The sequence below is a fragment of the Pseudomonas capeferrum genome (assembly GCF_013523055.1).
GTDB lineage: Bacteria > Pseudomonadota > Gammaproteobacteria > Pseudomonadales > Pseudomonadaceae > Aquipseudomonas > Aquipseudomonas capeferrum_A.
In genome coordinates this window covers 1-17,462 of sequence record NZ_JAAMQM010000035.1, presented here as the reverse complement: position 1 = coordinate 17,462, position 17,462 = coordinate 1, and the positions used below count along the sequence as shown (strand labels likewise).

The window sequence follows — 17,462 nt, the reverse complement described above, 5'->3', positions numbered from 1 at the left end:
GATCCACTGTCATGACCACGCTCGAACTTCCCCATCCGCTGCTCACCATGGCCGAGAAAACCGCCCGGATCGACGCGATCTGCGGTCGGGCGCGCATCTTGCCGGTCATCACCATCGCCCGTGAGGAAGACATCCTGCCCCTGGCCGATGCATTGGCCGCAGGCGGCATCAAGACGCTCGAAGTCACCTTGCGCTCGGAACATGGGCTGAAGGCCATCCAGATGCTGCGTGAAAAGCGTCCCGAGTTGTGCATCGGCGCGGGCACGGTTCTGGATCGCAAGACCTTCGCGGCTGTCGAGGCTGCGGGCGCCCAGTTCGTGGTCACGCCAGGCATCACTCAAGACATCCTGGAAGCTGGTGTAGAGAGCGATATCCCGCTGTTGCCAGGTATCAGCACGCCGTCCGAGATCATGATGGGGTATGCACTGGGCTATCGGCGCTTCAAGCTGTTTCCTGCGGAAATCAGCGGGGGCGTGGCTGCCATCAAGGCATTCGCTGGCCCCTTCGGCGAGATTCGCTTCTGTCCTACTGGTGGCGTGAACCCCGGCAACGTGCGCAATTACATGGCCCTGCCCAACGTGATGTGCGTGGGCGGTACCTGGATGCTCGACAGTGGCTGGATAAAGAATCGCGAATGGTCGCGAATCGAGGCGTGTAGCGCGGAGGCGCTGGCGTTGCTGGACTGAAATCGATTTCGTTGTGTGCTGTACGGCTTATGGGCGCTTGGTCGGCGCCCTTTTTTTCGCCTGCCGAAACGTGATGCGGGGCCATCTGTCCGGAAGAACAGAATGGCCCCGCATCAGGAAGCAACCGTTTAAGCGGCTTTTGCCGCCTGCTGGCTCAGCGAACGATTCAGCGCGCTGAACAGCGCCTTGAAGCTGGCGGAGGTGATGTTCTCGTCGATACCCACGCCATGCATCGAGCGACTGCCGGCCACGCGCAACTCGATGTAGGCCGCTGCCTTGGCATTGGTACCCGCGCCAATGGCGTGCTCGTTGTAGTCCATGATCTCGACGGCGATCGGCAAACCGGCAACCAGGGCTTCCAGGGCACCGTTACCCTTGCCGCGCCAGTGCAGCGTGGTCTCGCCTTCGCCCGAGACTTCCACTTCCACGGCGCTGTGGCCGTTCTCTTCCTGCAGGCGGTGGCTGACCAATGCATAGGGCGCGTTGGCTTGCAGGTATTCACGGTGCAGCAGGTTGTAGATCTGCTGGGCGGTCATTTCCAGGCCCAGGCGATCGGTTTCACCCTGTACGACCTGGCTGAATTCGATCTGCATGCGGCGTGGCAGGCTGATGCCGTATTCCTGCTCGAGCAGGTAGGTGATACCGCCCTTGCCGGACTGGCTGTTGACGCGAATCACGGCCTCGTAGCTGCGACCCAGGTCGGCGGGATCGATCGGCAGGTAAGGCACTTCCCACAGCTCGCCTTCCTTCTGCTGGGTGAAGCCCTTGCGGATGGCATCCTGGTGCGAACCGGAGAACGCCGTGTGGACCAGATCGCCGACATAAGGGTGGCGAGGGTGAACCGGAATCTGGTTGCACTCCTCGACCACCTTGCGCACGCCGTCGATGTCGGAGAAGTCCAGCAGCGGATCGACGCCCTGGGTGTAGAGGTTCAGCGCCAGGGTGACCAGGTCGACGTTGCCGGTGCGTTCGCCGTTGCCGAACAGGCAGCCTTCGACACGGTCGGCGCCCGCCATCAGGCCCAGCTCGGTAGCGGCGACGCCGGTGCCGCGGTCGTTGTGGGTGTGCAGGCTGATGAGCACGCTGTCACGGCGGTTGACGTGACGGCAGAACCATTCGATCTGGTCGGCATAGATGTTCGGGGTCGCCACTTCGACGGTCGCGGGGAGGTTGAGGATGATCTTGCGCTCAGGCGTCGGGTTCCACACCTCGATGACCGCGTCGCAGACTTCCTTGGCGAACTCCAGCTCGGTAGCGCTGAACGTCTCCGGCGAGTACTGGAAGGTCCACTGGGTTTCCGGTTGCTGCGCGGCATACTTGACGAAGAGCTTGGCGGCATTCACCGCGATGTCCTTGACGCCTTGCTTGTCTTGGCTGAAGACGATACGACGGAACGCCGGGCAGGTGGCGTTGTACAGGTGCACGATGGCCTTCTTGGCGCCGCGCAGGGATTCGAAGGTGCGAGCGATCAGGTCTTCACGGGCCTGGGTCAGCACCTGGATGGTGGTGTCGTCCGGGATGTGGCCGTCTTCGATCAGGGTCCGCACGAAGTCGAAATCGGTTTGCGAGGCGGACGGGAACGAGGCTTCGATTTCCTTCACGCCTACTTGCACCAGGGTCTTCCAGAATCGCAGCTTCTTCTCCGAATCCATCGGCTCGATCAGCGACTGGTTGCCGTCACGCAAATCCGAGCTGCACCAGATGGGCGCTTCGGTGATGGTCTGCGATGGCCAGGTGCGATCGGGCAGGTCGATGGCCGGGAATGCGCGGTATTTCTTGGAAGGGTCTTTGAGCATGGTCATTGGAGCAATCCTTGAGTGTGCGGCCGTGATCGGGCCTGCCGAACGAAAACGAGATGAAAAGGCGAGGCGACGCGATTCACCCTGGTAGTCGTGCACTGACCAGGCAGAGGCTGCGGTGTTGACGAAGCAGAATGAGGGTCGTGAAGGTATTCATGCCCTCAACCCTAACCAGTGAGGTGAGCGATGGCAAGCCTTGCGGAAAAATTGAGATAAATGCTTAAAAAAAGCTTCCTTGCGGGATCTAGTGGCTTAATTTTTTGTTTTATCCAATTTTTATTGCGGCACCGACTGTGATGGCGCAAGTCACATGCAGAGGGTGTTTTCATCCGCTGGCAAGCCAACTTCACAGGTTCGGTGCCGCTATTGAGTGCTTGAAGAGTCCGGCTCGTCTCTTGCGCTGGCTGTCACGCAAAGAATATGCGTGGAGCTGCCGCCGTCTCTGTGGGAGCGGGTTTACCCGCGAAGGGGCTTTCCTTGTCACCACCTGTGTACGGTAAGGGCTACGCCCTTGTTCGCGGGTAAACCCGCTCCCACAGATATGGCGGCAGCTCCAAATGATCTAATAAAGCAGATCCGTCTAGGGCTGGAATGCACCGATGAAAATCGCCGGATCCACCCGCGCATCATTGAGGCTGACGTTCCAGTGCATATGCGGTCCGGTGGCCCGGCCCGTGGCCCCGACCCGGCCGACCACTTCGCCGCGGCGCAGCTCTTGGCCCAGCTTCACGTCCGTGCGCGACAGGTGGCAGAACATGCTGATGAAACCCTGGCCATGGTCGACGAACACCGTCTTGCCATTGAAGAAGTAGTCGCCGAGCAGGATGACCTTGCCGTTGGCAGGTGTCTTGATCGGCGTGCCCGCGGGCACGGCGAAGTCCAGGCCCGCGTGCGGGTTGCGCTCCTCGCCATTGAAGAAGCGGCGCACGCCGAACTTGCTCGACAGCGGGCCATTGACCGGTTTGTCGAGCATCAGGTTGCTCGGCAGGTTCGGGCTGAAGCTGCGGTAGGCCTTGGTCTGCTCGGCCAGTTCGCGGTCAATGCGCTTGAGGTCGGCAGGGTTGGGATTGACCTGGCGCTTGTTCTTCAGGGTAATGTGCTGTTGCGGGTAATCCTTGTTGCCGACCGTGAAGCTCACTGTGCGATCGCCTTGGGCCAACGAGGCATTGCCGGGTTTCTGGGCGAGGGGGATGCCGACGATGGCCAGCCAGGTCTCCTGCTCCTTGACCACGAGAACGGGCTTGCCATCGAAGCGCGCGGCGGGCGCGGCCACCGAGGGACCCAGGTCGACCACGGCGACGCCGCCGGGCACGGGCTTGTTCAATTGTCGGGTGATGTAGCTGGCCTGGGCGCAGGTGCCAAGCAGCAGCAGGGAAAGTGCGAGCAGTGAGGTCGACAGGCGGGGCATGCGTCAGTCCAGAAGTGAGAGGGTGACCGGAGTCTGGTGGTTGTCCTCGATCCGCACCTGCAGTTCGCCTTCGTTCAAGCGAGCGGTCAGGCGTTGACCGTTGCGGGTCTGGGCGGCGCTGCGCACGGCTTGTCCACGCTCGTCGAGGAGAATGCTGTAGCCGCGGGCGAGGGTTGCCAGAGGACTGACCACTTGCAAGGTCTGTAGTTGCGCCTGGAAGCGCTGGCGACGGTCCTTGAGGACGTCGCGCATGGCCCGCGGCAGGCGCTCGGCCAGGCTGTCCAGGCGTTGGCTCAACAGCTTGAGCGTACGGCCAGGATGCTGGGCGGCCAGACGCGTGTCGAGGCGATCGACGCGCTGGTGACGCAGGTTCATCTGCAGCATGAAGGCGCGACGCAGGCGCATGTCCAGATCGTCCAGACGTTGGGCCTGCTGGCGCAAGCGTTCGCCGGGATGGCGCAAGCGCCGGGCCAGGCTGTCCAGGCGCAGTCGATCGTGGGTCAGGCGGTTGCGCATGCGCAGCAGCAGGCGCCGTTGCAAGCCTTCGAGACGCTGTTGCAGGCCACTGCTGTCCGGTGCCAGCAGTTCGGCAGCCGCTGAAGGTGTAGGTGCCCGAACGTCGGCGACGAAATCGCTGATCGATACGTCGGTTTCATGACCCACCGCGCTGACGATGGGCGTGACGCAGGCCGCGACCGCGCGGGCCACGGCTTCTTCGTTGAAGCACCACAAGTCCTCCAGCGAACCGCCGCCACGCGCCAGGATCAACGCGTCGAACCCACGGCTGTCGGCCAGTTGCAAGGCTCGGACGATCTGGCCGATGGCCTCGCGGCCCTGTACGGCGGTGGGAATCAGGTTCAGCTCGACCTGCGGTGCGCGGCGTCCGAACACGCTGATGATGTCGCGGATCACCGCGCCGGTGGGCGAGGTGATGATGCCGATACGTTGCGGGTGGGCGGGAAGCGGACGCTTGCGTTCGATACTGAACAGCCCCTCGGCGTCGAGCCTTTCCTTCAGTGCCTCGAATGCCAGGCGCAAGGCGCCGTCACCGGCCGGCTCCACCGTGTCGAGGATCAACTGATAGTCGCCACGCCCCTCGAATAGCGAGACCTTGCCGCGCACCCGCACCGCCAGGCCATCACGCAGCGCCTGGCGGACCCGCGCGGCATTCTGCCGGAACAGCGCACAGCGTATCTGGGCACCGTTGTCCTTGAGAGTGAAGTACATGTGTCCGGAGGCCGGGCGGGCAAGGTTGGAGATCTCGCCTTCCACCCAGACGCTGCGGAAAACATCCTCGAGCAGCACGCGGGCGCGGCCGTTGAGTTGGCTGACGGTGAGGACCTCGCGGTCCAGGCCGAGTCGTTCGAAAGGGTCTCTGATCATGCAAGGCACTATAAAGGATTCGCCGCCAGAGTTCATCGCGAGGGTGGGAGGATTCCGAAGTAGTCTGGCTGGACCGTTCTTGCCGGCCGGCGGCCTGGCTCGATCGGTCGCTACCTGGAAGGCTGGGTGGGCAGGTAGAATCAGGTTTTCGCAGTGTCCAGGTCGTTCTTGCATGAGTACCCAGAGCATCATCGTTCCCAAGCTGTCCACCGTGGCGGTGCACGAGCCGCGTGCCCGCGCCATCCTGCGCTGGTTGGTGAGGGAAAAGATCATCGAGGAGCAGTTGAGCACCTGCGGGCGTACCGGCAATCGCATGGCCTACGCGCTGCGCGAGGGCGCGCGCAAGGTGGCGCTGCACCCCGACCGTCTCCCCTTCGACCAGCCGATCAACGGCCTGGAGGTGGTCACCAAGCGTTGCATCTTCACCCCTGTCGAAGGCTTCCTCCACGAGGCCGGCTGCCCCGAATGCCGGCGAGAGGTGGGCGAGCCGCTGTTCGAAAGCCTCGAGGAATGGATGCCCGGCCAGACCGATAATTTCACCTGCCCGCTGTGCGGCTTCGAGGACGACATCAATGGCTTCCTGTTCCTGCAGCCGTGCGCGTTTTCCAACTTGGGCTTCATCTTCAACAATTGGGGCGATGCCGGTTTCACTCAGGCATTCATCGATGCCTTCGCCGACTGGCTGGATCAGCCGGTAGCGGTCGTACAGGTCCGATTACCGCGCGAATGACCGGAGGCCGCGCCGATACAATTCTTTTGCATTGAGTGCGGCGGCCCGGATGAGTATAATGGCGCGCTTCCATTTTCCCGCCCGGGAGCCCCCGCGATGCTGCGTATCAGCCAAGAAGCCCTGACCTTCGACGACATTCTCCTAGTGCCCGGTTATTCCGAAGTACTGCCTAATGAAGTCAGTCTCAAGACCCGTTTGACCCGTGGCATCGAGCTGAACATTCCGCTGATTTCCGCTGCCATGGACACCGTCACCGAAGCGCGCCTGGCCATTGCCATGGCCCAGGAAGGCGGCATCGGCATCATCCACAAGAACATGACCATCGAGCAGCAGGCGGCCGAAGTCCGCAAGGTCAAGAAGTTCGAGGCCGGCGTGGTCAAGGATCCGATCACCATCGAGGCCGACGCCACCGTGCGCGACCTGTTCGAGCTGACCCGCCTGAACAACATCTCCGGCGTCCCGGTGCTGCACGACGGTGACCTGGTCGGCATCGTGACCTCCCGTGACGTACGCTTCGAAAGCCGCCTGGACGTCACCGTCCGCGAGGTGATGACGCCCAAGGAGCGCCTGGTCACCGTGCGCGAAGGCGCCGACAAGAACGAAGTGCGCGATCTGCTGCACAAGCATCGCCTGGAAAAGGTCCTGATCGTCGACGAACAGTTCCACCTCAAGGGCATGATGACCGTCAAGGACATCGAGAAGGCCAAGGCCTACCCACTGGCCAGCAAGGACGACCAGGGTCGCCTGCGCGTCGGCGCCGCCGTCGGTACCGGCAAGGACACCGGCGAGCGTGTCGCCGCCCTGGTTGCCGCCGGCGTCGACGTGGTCGTGGTCGACACTGCCCACGGTCACTCCAAGGGTGTCATCGAGCGCGTGCGCTGGGTCAAGGAAACCTTCCCGCAGGTCCAGGTCATCGGTGGCAACATCGCGACCGGCGCCGCGGCCAAGGCCCTGGCCGAAGCCGGCGCCGACGCCGTCAAGGTCGGCATCGGTCCAGGTTCCATCTGCACCACCCGTATCGTCGCCGGTGTCGGCGTGCCGCAGATCAGCGCCATCGCCAATGTCGCCGCGGCGCTCGAAGGCACTGGCGTGCCATTGATCGCCGACGGCGGCATCCGCTTCTCCGGTGACCTGTCCAAGGCCATCGTCGCTGGAGCTTCCTGCGTCATGATGGGTTCGATGTTCGCCGGTACCGAAGAGGCACCGGGCGAAGTCGAGCTGTTCCAGGGTCGTTCGTACAAGGCTTACCGCGGCATGGGTTCGCTGGGCGCGATGGCCCAGGCTCAAGGCTCCTCGGATCGCTACTTCCAGGACTCCTCGGCCGGTGCCGAGAAGCTGGTTCCGGAAGGCATCGAAGGCCGCGTGCCGTACAAGGGCGCCCTGGCCGCGATTATCCATCAGCTGATGGGTGGCCTGCGCTCCTCGATGGGCTATACCGGCAGCGCGACCATCGAAGAGATGCGCACCAAGCCGGAGTTCGTCCGCATCACCGGCGCCGGCATGGCCGAGTCCCACGTGCACGACGTACAGATCACCAAGGAAGCGCCAAACTACCGCGTTGGTTGAGGCTTCCTGCATTACCTGAAAGCGGGGCTGTCACGACAGCCCCGTGTCGTTTCCGATTTCCACTGACGAGATTGAGTCATGGCCCTCGACATTCACGCTCACCGCATCCTGATCCTCGATTTCGGTTCCCAGTACACCCAGTTGATCGCCCGCCGCGTGCGCGAGATCGGTGTCTACTGCGAACTGCATCCGTTCGACATGGACGATGAAGCGATCCGCGAATTCAACCCGCGCGGCATCATCCTCGCCGGCGGCCCCGAGTCGGTGCATGAAGCCGACAGCCCGCGCGCGCCCAAGGCCGTGTTCGACCTGAACGTACCGGTACTGGGCATCTGCTACGGCATGCAGACCATGGCCGAGCAGATGGGCGGCAAGGTCGAGGGTTCCGACCTTCGCGAGTTCGGTTATGCCCGTGTCGACGTGGTCGGCAAGAGCCGCCTGCTCGACGGTATCGAAGACCACATCGATGACGACGGTGTCTTCGGCCTGGACGTCTGGATGAGCCACGGTGACAAGGTCACCCAGATGCCGAACGGCTTCAACGTGCTGGCCAGCACGCCAAGCTGCCCGATCGCCGGCATGTTCGACGATGCCCGCGGCTACTACGGCGTGCAGTTCCACCCTGAAGTGACCCACACCAAGCAGGGCGGACGCATCCTGTCGCGCTTCATCCTCGACATCTGCGGTTGCCAGGCCCTGTGGACCGCCTCGAACATCGTCGAGGATGCCATCGCCCAGGTTCGTGAGCAGGTCGGCTCGGCCAACGTGCTGCTCGGCCTCTCCGGCGGTGTCGACTCCTCGGTGGTTGCCGCGCTGCTGCACCGCGCCATCGGCGACCAGCTGACCTGCGTCTTCGTCGACAACGGCCTGCTGCGCCTGCACGAAGGCGAGCAGGTGATGGCCATGTTCGCCGAGAACATGGGCGTCAAGGTGATCCGCGCCAATGCCGAAGCGCAGTTCCTCGGCAACCTGGCCGGCGAGTCCGACCCCGAGAAGAAGCGCAAGATCATTGGCCGCACCTTCATCGACGTGTTCGATGCCGAGGCCAGCAAGCTCGACAACATCCAGTTCCTCGCCCAGGGCACCATCTACCCGGACGTGATCGAGTCGGCCGGCGCCAAGAGCGGCAAGGCCCACGTGATCAAGTCGCACCACAACGTCGGTGGCCTGCCTGAGGAGATGAACCTCAAGCTGGTCGAGCCGCTGCGTGAGCTGTTCAAGGATGAAGTGCGCAAGATCGGTCTCGAGCTGGGCCTGCCGTATGACATGGTCTACCGCCACCCATTCCCGGGCCCAGGCCTGGGTGTGCGTATCCTCGGTGAAGTGAAGAAGGAATACGCCGACCTGCTGCGTCGCGCCGACCACATCTTCATCGAAGAACTGCGCAAGGCCGACTGGTACCACAAGACCAGCCAGGCATTCGTCGTGTTCCAGCCGGTGAAATCGGTCGGCGTGGTGGGCGATGGCCGTCGCTACGCCTGGGTCGTGGCCCTGCGCGCGGTGGAGACCGTCGACTTCATGACCGCTCGTTGGGCGCATCTGCCGTACGAGCTGCTGGAGACCGTCAGCGGCCGGATCATCAACGAGATCGAGGGCATTTCGCGCGTTACCTATGACGTGTCGAGCAAGCCGCCGGCTACGATCGAGTGGGAATGATTGGGCGTCCGGCACTGACCGGCACCATCTAGCAAGAAACACCCTGAAGCCCGCGTAATTGCGGGCTTTCGGCTTTTTGTATCTGGCAAATTCTGGCAGCTTTGTGCATCGCCAAGTACCGTGTTGATGTGGATGGTACGAGGCATTGACTGAGCCCAATATCATGCTCGGTGCTCGTGCTCGATACCCTGTCGCCTCAGCAGGAAGGAGCATGCTATCAAACCTCATCATATGCCCGGTTTCATTGGGTGTTCTCGTGGTGTGTGAGTGTTTTTCCGAGGATGGTTTTTTTTACGTGGAATCCGTGACTTCCATGCTCACTGATACCAAGCTGCGTAACCTCAAATCGAAAGAAAAACTCTACAAGGTGAACGACCGCGATGGACTCTACGTGGCCGTTACGGCTGCGGGGTCAATCTCGTTTCGTTACAACTACTCCATTAACGGCCGACAGGAGACGATCCCGTTTGGTCGCTATGGAGTAGGTGGTATCACGCTTGCAGAAGCGCGAGAGCGCTTGGGTGAAGCTAAAAAGATGGTTTCGGCTGGTAAGTCTCCTGGTAAGGAGACGGCCCGTGGAGGCTCGCACCAAGGGTGCCGAAACTTTTGATGCGTGGGCAGAGAAATGGCTGCGCGGGTATCAAATGGCCGACTCAACACGTGACATGCGCCGCTCTGTCTATGAGCGTGAGCTGAAGCCGAAACTCGGTAATCAGAAGCTCGTGGAGATCAACCATGAGGACCTTCGAACGCTGACCGATGCAATCGTAGAACGAGGTGCGCCAGCGACGGCGGTGCACTCCCGTGAGATCGTGATGCAGGTCTTCCGATGGGCGATTGAGCGTGGCCAGAAGGTCGAGAACCCGGCCGATCTGGTATGTCCTGCCAGCATCGCTAAGTTCGAGCCCCGTGATCGCGCTTTGGGCCCTGACGAAATCGCATTGATGTACCAATACATGGACCGCATCGGCACCGCCTCATCCGTAAGAGCTGCGGCCAAGCTACTGTTGCTCACCATGGTGCGCAAAAGTGAGCTGACCAACGCCACCTGGGACGAGATCAATTTCAGCGATGCCTTGTGGACCATTCCGAAAGAACGGATGAAGCTGCGCAACTGAAGTCGAGCATCCGTTTCGGGTGATCAAGCGCCAGTTTGGTTACGTGAGGGTGCGCTTTCGTGGGCTGATGAAAAACACGGCTCGGTTGACCACGCTGTTCGCCCTGTCAAACTTGTGGATGGCTCGAAAACAGCTGATGGGTATGGGCGAGTTGCGCGCTTAACACGGAAGACCGGGCGACAAAATCCTCAAAACGCTATGCAGGGGGCTTTTTTTGGCAAACAGCGGTGCGCGCCGGAGAATTTTTGGCCTGCCGCCGCTTTGCGACAAGTTGATCGGAGCATCCCTAGGAGACCGTGCTGACGTTTCGCAAACTGATCAGTACCACGACGCCCCCAGGAACAGTTAAACGGCTTAGCAGCCTCTTGTCATTTGGACGGGGTAAAAAAGAAATCATAGCAAGGGTTTGCGAAAGCGTTTTTACACACTCTGGGCCGATAGCGGTCCGTCGGCTCATGAAACTTTCCAAGCGGGCTGGGATGCCTGTGAGGTCTATTTTTTGCTTTTGAGCTTTTTCATGAACTGGACAAAATGAGGCCGGAAATCTTCAAAAAGTGGGTGTTCCTTGTTTTCCAGCATAACCTCACTGAACAGCTTCAAGCCGATGGCGAAGGCGGTGGAGGTGTTCTGGTCGAAATCATCCCGGGCACGCATGAGTTCGACGACGTGAAAAACATCGTCATGGTTGCCTACATCGAAACTCATCGGGTCGCGGGACACCGGCTGGCCTTTGGTGTCCTCAATCTGTTCAATTTGAATCCTGTAGCGATTCTGTTTCATTTGAAATTCCTCCTGGTCGTGGGAAGCGCGGACATCTCATGCCGTCTGAGCAGTGATCATCGTTCATTTGACCATCGCTTGTGGCGATGATGCCCAACCATACATCTTGCCACTGGCGGGTAGGGCATCGCATGCAACGCCCGTCTCCCCAGCAGCTGTCAGCCTTTGGGCCAGCCGCCTCCCAGCGCTCGATACAGCTGCACCCGATCAAGCGCAGCCTGCGTAGCGCTGTCGACTAGATCGCTTTGGGTGGCCAGCAGCGCGCGCTGTACTCCCAGCACGTTAATGAAGTCCACGGCACCTTGGCGGTATCGATCCCGCGCAGTGCTCAACGCGATGGTGTTCTGCTGCACGGCCTCTTCCAATGCGGTGTAGTGCTGTCTCTCGGCGGAGTAGTCGGTCATTGCATTGTCGACTTCATGCCAGGCGCTCAACACCGTCTGCTGATAGTTGATCGCCGCTTCCTGCTCCTGGTGCTTGCGCAGTTCCAAGGTTCCGGTCAAACGGCCGCCCTGGAAAATCGGCAGATAAAAATTCGGACCGTACGACCACGTCCGAGAACTCCAATCGCCGAAGTCGGAACCTTGCTGGGCTTGTGAACCGATACTGGCGCCCAGGCTGATACGCGGGTAGAAGTCGGCTTTTGCCACACCAATGGCGGCGGTCGCGCGGTGCAGCGCCGCCTCGCTTTGTTGGATGTCCGGGCGGCGTTGGGCCAGTTCGGACGGCAGACCGACCGGCACATCCGGCGCTGGATGGGGAATGGCCTTGGGTTCGATCAGGTCTGCGTGCAGCGCCCTTGGCGCCTCGCCCAGCAATAGGCTCAGGGCGTTGATCAACCGTTCCTGCTGCGCGCCAAGCACGGGCAGCACGGCTTCAATGGTTGCCACTTGCGCCGCCGAGTTGGCGGTGTCCAGGTTTGTGGTGACGCCATTGTCGAAACGGGTCTTGGTCAGCTGATAACTCTGTCGGGCGATCTCCAAGTTTTGTCGGGCCACGGCCAGTCGGGCCTGTACGCCACGCAGGCGGATGTAGTCGGTAGCGGTTTCGGCGCTGATGCTCAGCAGCACGCCGTCACGTTGCGCCCGAGTCAGCTCGACTTCGGCGTCAGCGGCCTCGACATTGCGGCGAACATGGCCCCAGAGGTCGACCTCCCAACTGGCATCGATGGCGCTGCTCCAAAGCTCGAAAGGCGCCTTGCCCTCCAGGCTGGATTCGTCGGCGACGCCAACCGAACTGTTACGTGCGCGCTTGTAGGCGCCAGAGGCACTGATGCCTGGCAACTGCTCACTACCGGTGACCTGACGCGCCACCCTGCTTTGTTCAAGACGATTATTGGCCGTGCGTACGTCGAAGTTGGCTTTCGCCGCTCGTTCGACCAGCGCCGTCAACTGCGGGTCTCCCAGTTGCTGCCACCATTGGCTGTCGCTCTTGCCAGCCAGCGTCGAGCCCGGCTGCACGGTGTCTTTCCAACTGTCGGGAAGGTCAGGGTGCGGAGCATGGAAATCGGGGCCGACGGAGCAGGCGCCCAAACTGGCCAAGGCCAGGAACAACAGAGTGCGCTTCATCTCAGTGCCCCTTGGTGGTGTCGACGCTGGCAATCACCGACATGCCAATGCGCAGCCGATCAAGGCCAGCCTGATCCTGCTCGAAGATGATCTTGACCGGGATGCGCTGCACGACCTTGGTGAAGTTACCCGTTGCGTTGTCTGGGGCAATCTCGGAAAAGGACACGCCGGTGGCCGGTGCGACACTTTCGATGTGTCCTTTGAAGCTGTGATCCGGGATGCTGTCGACGTGCAGTTCCACTTCTTGGTGAGCAACCATGCGCGCCAGCTGCGTTTCACGGAAGTTGGCGACCACAAATGCTTCGTGCAACGGCACGACGGCCATCAACGGCTGGCCTGGAGACACGTAGGCACCGACGCGCACCGAGCGTTGGCCGACCATTCCGTCCTGCGGCGCGGTAACTTTGGTGTAGGAGACGTTCAGGTCGGCCTGATTCAGCGCGGCCTGATCTTTCTCAAGGTCGGCCTTGGCCACTTCCAGCTGCGCCTTAAGCACATCCAAGGTCTTGGTCGCAGCAATCCGGGAAGCTTCGTCACGGTCAACAGAGGCTTGCCAGCCCTGCAAGTCGGCTTGGGCTTTCTGATGCTCTTGCTGGGTGCCAGCCCCGGCATTCGACAGGTTCAGATAACGCTGCTCGTTGGCCTTGGCAAACTTCAGGGACGCCGCTGTAGCACGGGTAGTCGCTGCCGTTTGATCGATAACTGCGGCCTGACGCTCAATGCTCGCTTGCAAATTCAATAACTGGGCCTTGGCCGCAGACACCGTGGCCGCTGCCGATGCCTGAGCGACCAGGAAGTCCCGGTCATCGAGCTGTGCCAATACTTGGCCGGCCTTTACTGGCTGGTTGTCTTCCACCAGGACCTTGGTGATTTGCCCCGGCAGGCGTGCGGAAATCAGCACCGAGTCGGCCCTGACGTAAGCATCATCGGTACTCTGTACAGCGCTGGTGGAAAGAATTTCGTAGCCGGTGTAAACGGCGCAGATGACGACAGCCGTGCAAATCAGACTGATGGCGGTTCTATGTTGTTTCATGGCGATACCGGAGGTTGCGGTGGATAGGCGCGTTTGGGCAGGGTCAGCAGGACGATAAGCAGGACAGCGATGACGCCCAGCAATGCCAGGTAGGCATCGCTGTAGCTCAGTACGAAGGCTTGGCGCTGAACACGCTCCGAAACGGACGCGAGGGATTGATTTTGGAACAGCGGGCTGAGTGCCTGATGGCTCGCGCCCAAACCGTCCAGCAGGGTGTTGGAGTGCAGGTGCTCGCGATGGGTGATCAGGTTTTCTAGGGCTGAAGCACCTACCACCGAAAATAGCCCGCGCATGGTGTTGACCATAGAGGAGGCAAACGGGCCCTCCATCGGATGGATCACGCCGGTGGCGTTCATCAGCAAAGGCACCACGATCATGGGTTGGGCAAACGCATGGATGATCTGCAGCGCATAGAAGTCTTCGCGAACCCATTCACTGGTCAGCAGCGAGCCGCCAAGACAGGCGATGGTCATCAGCACCAGCCCGGCACCGATGACATAGCGTGAGTCCACCCAATTGCGATTGATCACAAACGCCACCAACGGTGCCAGCAGCAGCTGTGGAAGGGCGATCAACAAGCTGGTCGGCATGGTCTGCAAATAGCGATAACCCTGTATCTCGGTCAGGTACGCCGACGGAATGGCTCCCCCCGCCAACGACAGCAGCAGAAACAGACAAAGGGTAATAATGCCGTAGGCGAAGTTGCGCCGCTCCAGCAATTGCAGCTTGAACAGGGGCAGGGGATGAAACCACTCGTTGAGCAGGAACAGCGGCAGCGTGGTGGCGGCGCCCAGCAACATGAACGCGATTAGCGGGGAGTTCAGCCAGTCGAGTCGCTCGCCCTGGGTCAGCGCAATGACCAGCATGGAAATCCCGCCGACCCCCAGCAATGCACCGCGCCAATCGGCCTGCTTGAAGCGCTCCAGGCGAATCGGATCCTGCGGCAGGCCATAAGCAATCAACCCGGCGCCGATCAGGCAGCTCGGCACGATTTGCCAGAATACCATTCGCCAGTCGCCACCTTCGGTCCACAGCGCGGCCAGCGGCGTGGCGAGATTAGGGCCGAAGGTCGCCGTCAGCGCGTACGCCGAAAGCCCATAGAGTTTGACGTGCCATGGCAAGAATCGCAGGGCGGCGGTCATCAGCAGCGGAGGCAAGGCGCCCCCTGCCAGACCTTGCAGCACGCGCAGTGTGACCAGGCTTTCAAAGTTGGGTGCAAAAGGGATGAGAATGCCGAACGCGGTAAACGCGCAGGTCACCACGATGGCATAGCGACGGATCGAGAAGGTCATCGCCAGCCATGGCGACAACAGCATGGCGCTCACTTCCGCCGCAGCATAGGCGGTGCTGATCCAGGTACCTTGATCGTGACTCAAACCGAAAATACCTAGAATATCCACCAGCGCGGTTTCGGTAACCCGGTCATTGATACCTGAGGTGAGGGCGGCGAGCAAAACGCCGACCAAACCGATGGCCAACCGCCAACCGAAAGGTGCCGGAGCAGGGGGAGAAATGGGTGCTGACAAAAGAGAGTTCCTGATGCGCCGAAATGTAAAAAACCTAATTGGTGATACACTGTACCGAATATCGATACGTTGGACAAGACGATGACTAGTGCTGAATCTGATCGAAGTGGTGTCGGGGTCATTGCCCGCGCGGCGGCAATCCTGCGAACACTGGAAGACGAGCCCTCGGGCTTGAGCCTTGGCGCGATCGCAAAAAAAAGTGGTTTGCCGCGCTCTACCGTCCAGCGGATGGTAGATGCGCTGGCTCAGGAAGAACTGCTGGAAGTGCATGGCCGTGGCGGCGTATGCCTGGGTCCGGCGTTGATGCGTCTGGCTTCCCACAGCCACGTCGATATCACGCAAAAAGCCCGGCCGTATCTGGAGGAGTTATCTCAGGCAACGGGTGAAAGTGCGATATTGATCGGCGCGAGCGGGGCTGAGCTGCTGATCCTGCACTCAGTCGTGTCACCCAATGCGCTGCGGGTTGCCCCGGTAGCGGGAAATTTTCTGAGCATCTACGCGACGGCTGGCGGCAAGATCCTGCTTTCTGTCATGCACGACAATGCCGTGATGAAAATGCTGGGCACGGAGCTTAAACGGCTGACACCCAAGACGCCTACGCTTGAGCAATTGCTGGGGCAGCTTGAACAAATCAGAATCAGCGGATTCGCCTCTGATTTTGATGAGCACACTTTAGGGGTAGGTGCGGTGGCGGTCGGGTTGCAGACACCGCAAGGTCAATATGCGATTGACGTGGTCGGCCCAGTATGGCGAATGGAAGAGAGCATCGAGGTCATTAAGACGGCTTTGACCAAGTGTCAGAAGGATCTCACCGCCGCTATGCGCAGCATCGTTTGAATGCCGTGCTGGTTATGTGATCCAGATTAAATTCGCATGGCTACTGACTGTTTTGGGCCGAAACGGTCAGTGGCGACCGCTTTCGACCAGAACCTTGGCTTTCAGAGCAGTTTCCGCGAGAAACTTCTGAGCATGCGAAGTAATCAACGCCCGCAAGCGTTGTGCGTATACCCTGTGGGAGCGGGTTTACCCGCGAAGAATGCGGCGCGGTGCATGGCACCGGCTTTGCCGGTGTTCGCGGGTGAACCCGCTCCCACAGGATCGCCTCTGCCAAGCAGCCTGCTTCTGGCCGTGAGCAGCTCCCCGCGAAGGTCTGCTAGGGGCCGATATCAGGCATTCGCAAGGGGCTGCTATCAACCCATAGCAGACCTTGGCTTTCAGAACAGTCTCCGCGAGAAACTTCTGAGCATGCGAAGTAATCAACGCCCGCAAGCGCTGCGCATACCCTGTGGGAGCGGGTTTACCCGCGAAGAATGCGACGCGGTGCATGGCACCGGCTTTGCCGGTGTTCGCGGGTGAACCCGCTCCCACAGGATCGCCTCTGCCAAGCAGCCTGCTTCTGGCCGTGAGCAGCCCCCCGCGAAGGTCTGCTAGGGGCCGATATCAGGCATTCGCAAGGGGCTGCTATCAACCCATAGCAGACCTTGGCTTTCAGAACAGTCTCCGCGAGAAAGCACCGGCGAGCATGCGAGGTAATCAACGTCCGCAAGCGCTGCGCATACCCTGTGGGAGCGGGTTTACCCGCGAAGAATGCGACGCGGTGCATGGCACCGGCTTTGCCGGTATTCGCGGGTGAACCCGCTCCCACAGAATCGCATCTGCCAAGCAGTCTGCTTCTGGCCGTGAGCAGCCCCCCGCGAAGGTCTGCTATGGACCGATATCAGGCACTCGCAAGGGGCTGCTATCAACCCATAGCAGACCTTGGCTTTCAGAACAGTCTCCGCGAGAAAGCACCGGCGAGCATGCGAAGTAATCAACGCCCGCAAGCGCTGCGCGTATACCCTGTGGGAGCGGGTTTACCCGCGAAGAATGCGGCGCGGTGCATGGCACCGGCTTTGCCGGTATTCGCGGGTGAACCCGCTCCCACAGGATCGCCTCTGCCAAGCAGTCTGCTTCTGGCCGTGAGCAGCCCCCCGCGAAGGTCTGCTAGGGGCCGATATCAGGCACTCGCAAGGGGCTGCTATCAACCCATAGCAGACCTTGGCTTTCAGAACAGTCTCCGCGAGAAAGCACCGGCGAGCATGCGAAGTAATCAACGCCCGCAAGCGCTGCGCATACCCTGTGGGAGCGGGTTTACCCGCGAAGAATGCGACGCGGTGCATGGCACCGGCTTTGCCGGTGTTCGCGGGTGAACCCGCTCCCACAGGATCGC

The 17,462-nt window shown here is 60.9% G+C and carries 12 protein-coding genes and 2 pseudogenes; 7 read left to right on the top strand and 7 right to left on the bottom strand.

All coding sequences use genetic code 11. The features are described from left to right. Positions 1–11: 11 nt before the first annotated feature. Complete coding sequence (locus tag G7009_RS26410) at positions 12–686, top strand: bifunctional 4-hydroxy-2-oxoglutarate aldolase/2-dehydro-3-deoxy-phosphogluconate aldolase (protein ID WP_181133217.1); 675 nt, start codon at positions 12–14, stop codon at positions 684–686. A gap of 128 nt (positions 687–814) precedes the next feature. Here the strand turns inward: G7009_RS26410 and leuA are convergent, their stop codons facing one another. The 3 genes from leuA to xseA all read right to left on the bottom strand — a co-directional run bounded on the left by leuA (position 815) and on the right by xseA (position 5,276). Beyond that, positions 815–2,488: a 2-isopropylmalate synthase gene (leuA, locus tag G7009_RS26405; RefSeq protein ID WP_181133216.1), complete on the bottom strand. Its 1,674-nt coding sequence runs from the start codon at positions 2,486–2,488 to the stop codon at positions 815–817. A gap of 577 nt (positions 2,489–3,065) precedes the next feature. Beyond that, positions 3,066–3,893, bottom strand: coding sequence for a M23 family metallopeptidase (locus G7009_RS26400; protein WP_181133215.1), 828 nt, complete (start codon positions 3,891–3,893; stop codon positions 3,066–3,068). Positions 3,894–3,896: 3 nt separating this feature from the next. Further along, positions 3,897–5,276, bottom strand: coding sequence for an exodeoxyribonuclease VII large subunit (gene xseA, locus G7009_RS26395; RefSeq protein WP_181133214.1), 1,380 nt, complete (start codon positions 5,274–5,276; stop codon positions 3,897–3,899). A gap of 172 nt (positions 5,277–5,448) precedes the next feature. Between xseA and G7009_RS26390 the strand changes: the two genes are divergently transcribed. From G7009_RS26390 to G7009_RS26370, 5 genes and pseudogenes are all read left to right on the top strand, one after another. Further along, positions 5,449–6,006: a sugar ABC transporter ATPase gene (locus tag G7009_RS26390; protein WP_181133213.1), complete on the top strand. Its 558-nt coding sequence runs from the start codon at positions 5,449–5,451 to the stop codon at positions 6,004–6,006. A gap of 96 nt (positions 6,007–6,102) precedes the next feature. Further along, complete coding sequence (gene guaB / locus G7009_RS26385; protein ID WP_181133212.1) at positions 6,103–7,572, top strand: IMP dehydrogenase; 1,470 nt, start codon at positions 6,103–6,105, stop codon at positions 7,570–7,572. Between the two features lie 78 nt (positions 7,573–7,650). Next, positions 7,651–9,228: a glutamine-hydrolyzing GMP synthase gene (gene guaA / locus G7009_RS26380; RefSeq protein WP_181133211.1), complete on the top strand. Its 1,578-nt coding sequence runs from the start codon at positions 7,651–7,653 to the stop codon at positions 9,226–9,228. Between the two features lie 313 nt (positions 9,229–9,541). Then, positions 9,542–10,343, top strand: a pseudogene (locus tag G7009_RS26375) (tyrosine-type recombinase/integrase); the annotation flags it as partial. Position 10,344: 1 nt separating this feature from the next. Then, positions 10,345–10,509 (top strand): annotated as a pseudogene (locus G7009_RS26370) (transposase); the annotation flags it as partial. Positions 10,510–10,838: 329 nt separating this feature from the next. Here G7009_RS26370 and G7009_RS26365 read toward each other — a convergent pair. From G7009_RS26365 to G7009_RS26350, 4 genes are all read right to left on the bottom strand, one after another. Continuing rightward, positions 10,839–11,126 (bottom strand): DUF3861 domain-containing protein, encoded by a 288-nt coding sequence (locus tag G7009_RS26365; RefSeq protein WP_181133210.1) that lies wholly within the window; start codon positions 11,124–11,126, stop codon positions 10,839–10,841. Between the two features lie 158 nt (positions 11,127–11,284). Then, complete coding sequence (locus G7009_RS26360) at positions 11,285–12,694, bottom strand: efflux transporter outer membrane subunit (protein WP_181133209.1); 1,410 nt, start codon at positions 12,692–12,694, stop codon at positions 11,285–11,287. A gap of 1 nt (position 12,695) precedes the next feature. Next, the gene (locus G7009_RS26355; RefSeq protein ID WP_181133208.1) at positions 12,696–13,727 is read right to left on the bottom strand and encodes an HlyD family secretion protein; all 1,032 of its coding nucleotides are present in this window, start codon (positions 13,725–13,727) and stop codon (positions 12,696–12,698) included. Then, positions 13,724–15,268 carry an MFS transporter gene (locus G7009_RS26350; RefSeq protein WP_375139575.1) on the bottom strand — a complete coding sequence of 515 codons (1,545 nt, stop codon included), beginning with the start codon at positions 15,266–15,268 and terminating at the stop codon, positions 13,724–13,726. Before G7009_RS26350 ends, G7009_RS26355 begins: the two co-directional genes overlap by 4 nt. 66 nt (positions 15,269–15,334) lie before the next feature. On the opposite strand from G7009_RS26350, the gene G7009_RS26345 reads away from it, so the two are divergent. Next, complete coding sequence (locus G7009_RS26345; protein ID WP_181133206.1) at positions 15,335–16,090, top strand: IclR family transcriptional regulator; 756 nt, start codon at positions 15,335–15,337, stop codon at positions 16,088–16,090. Positions 16,091–17,462: the final 1,372 nt, after the last annotated feature.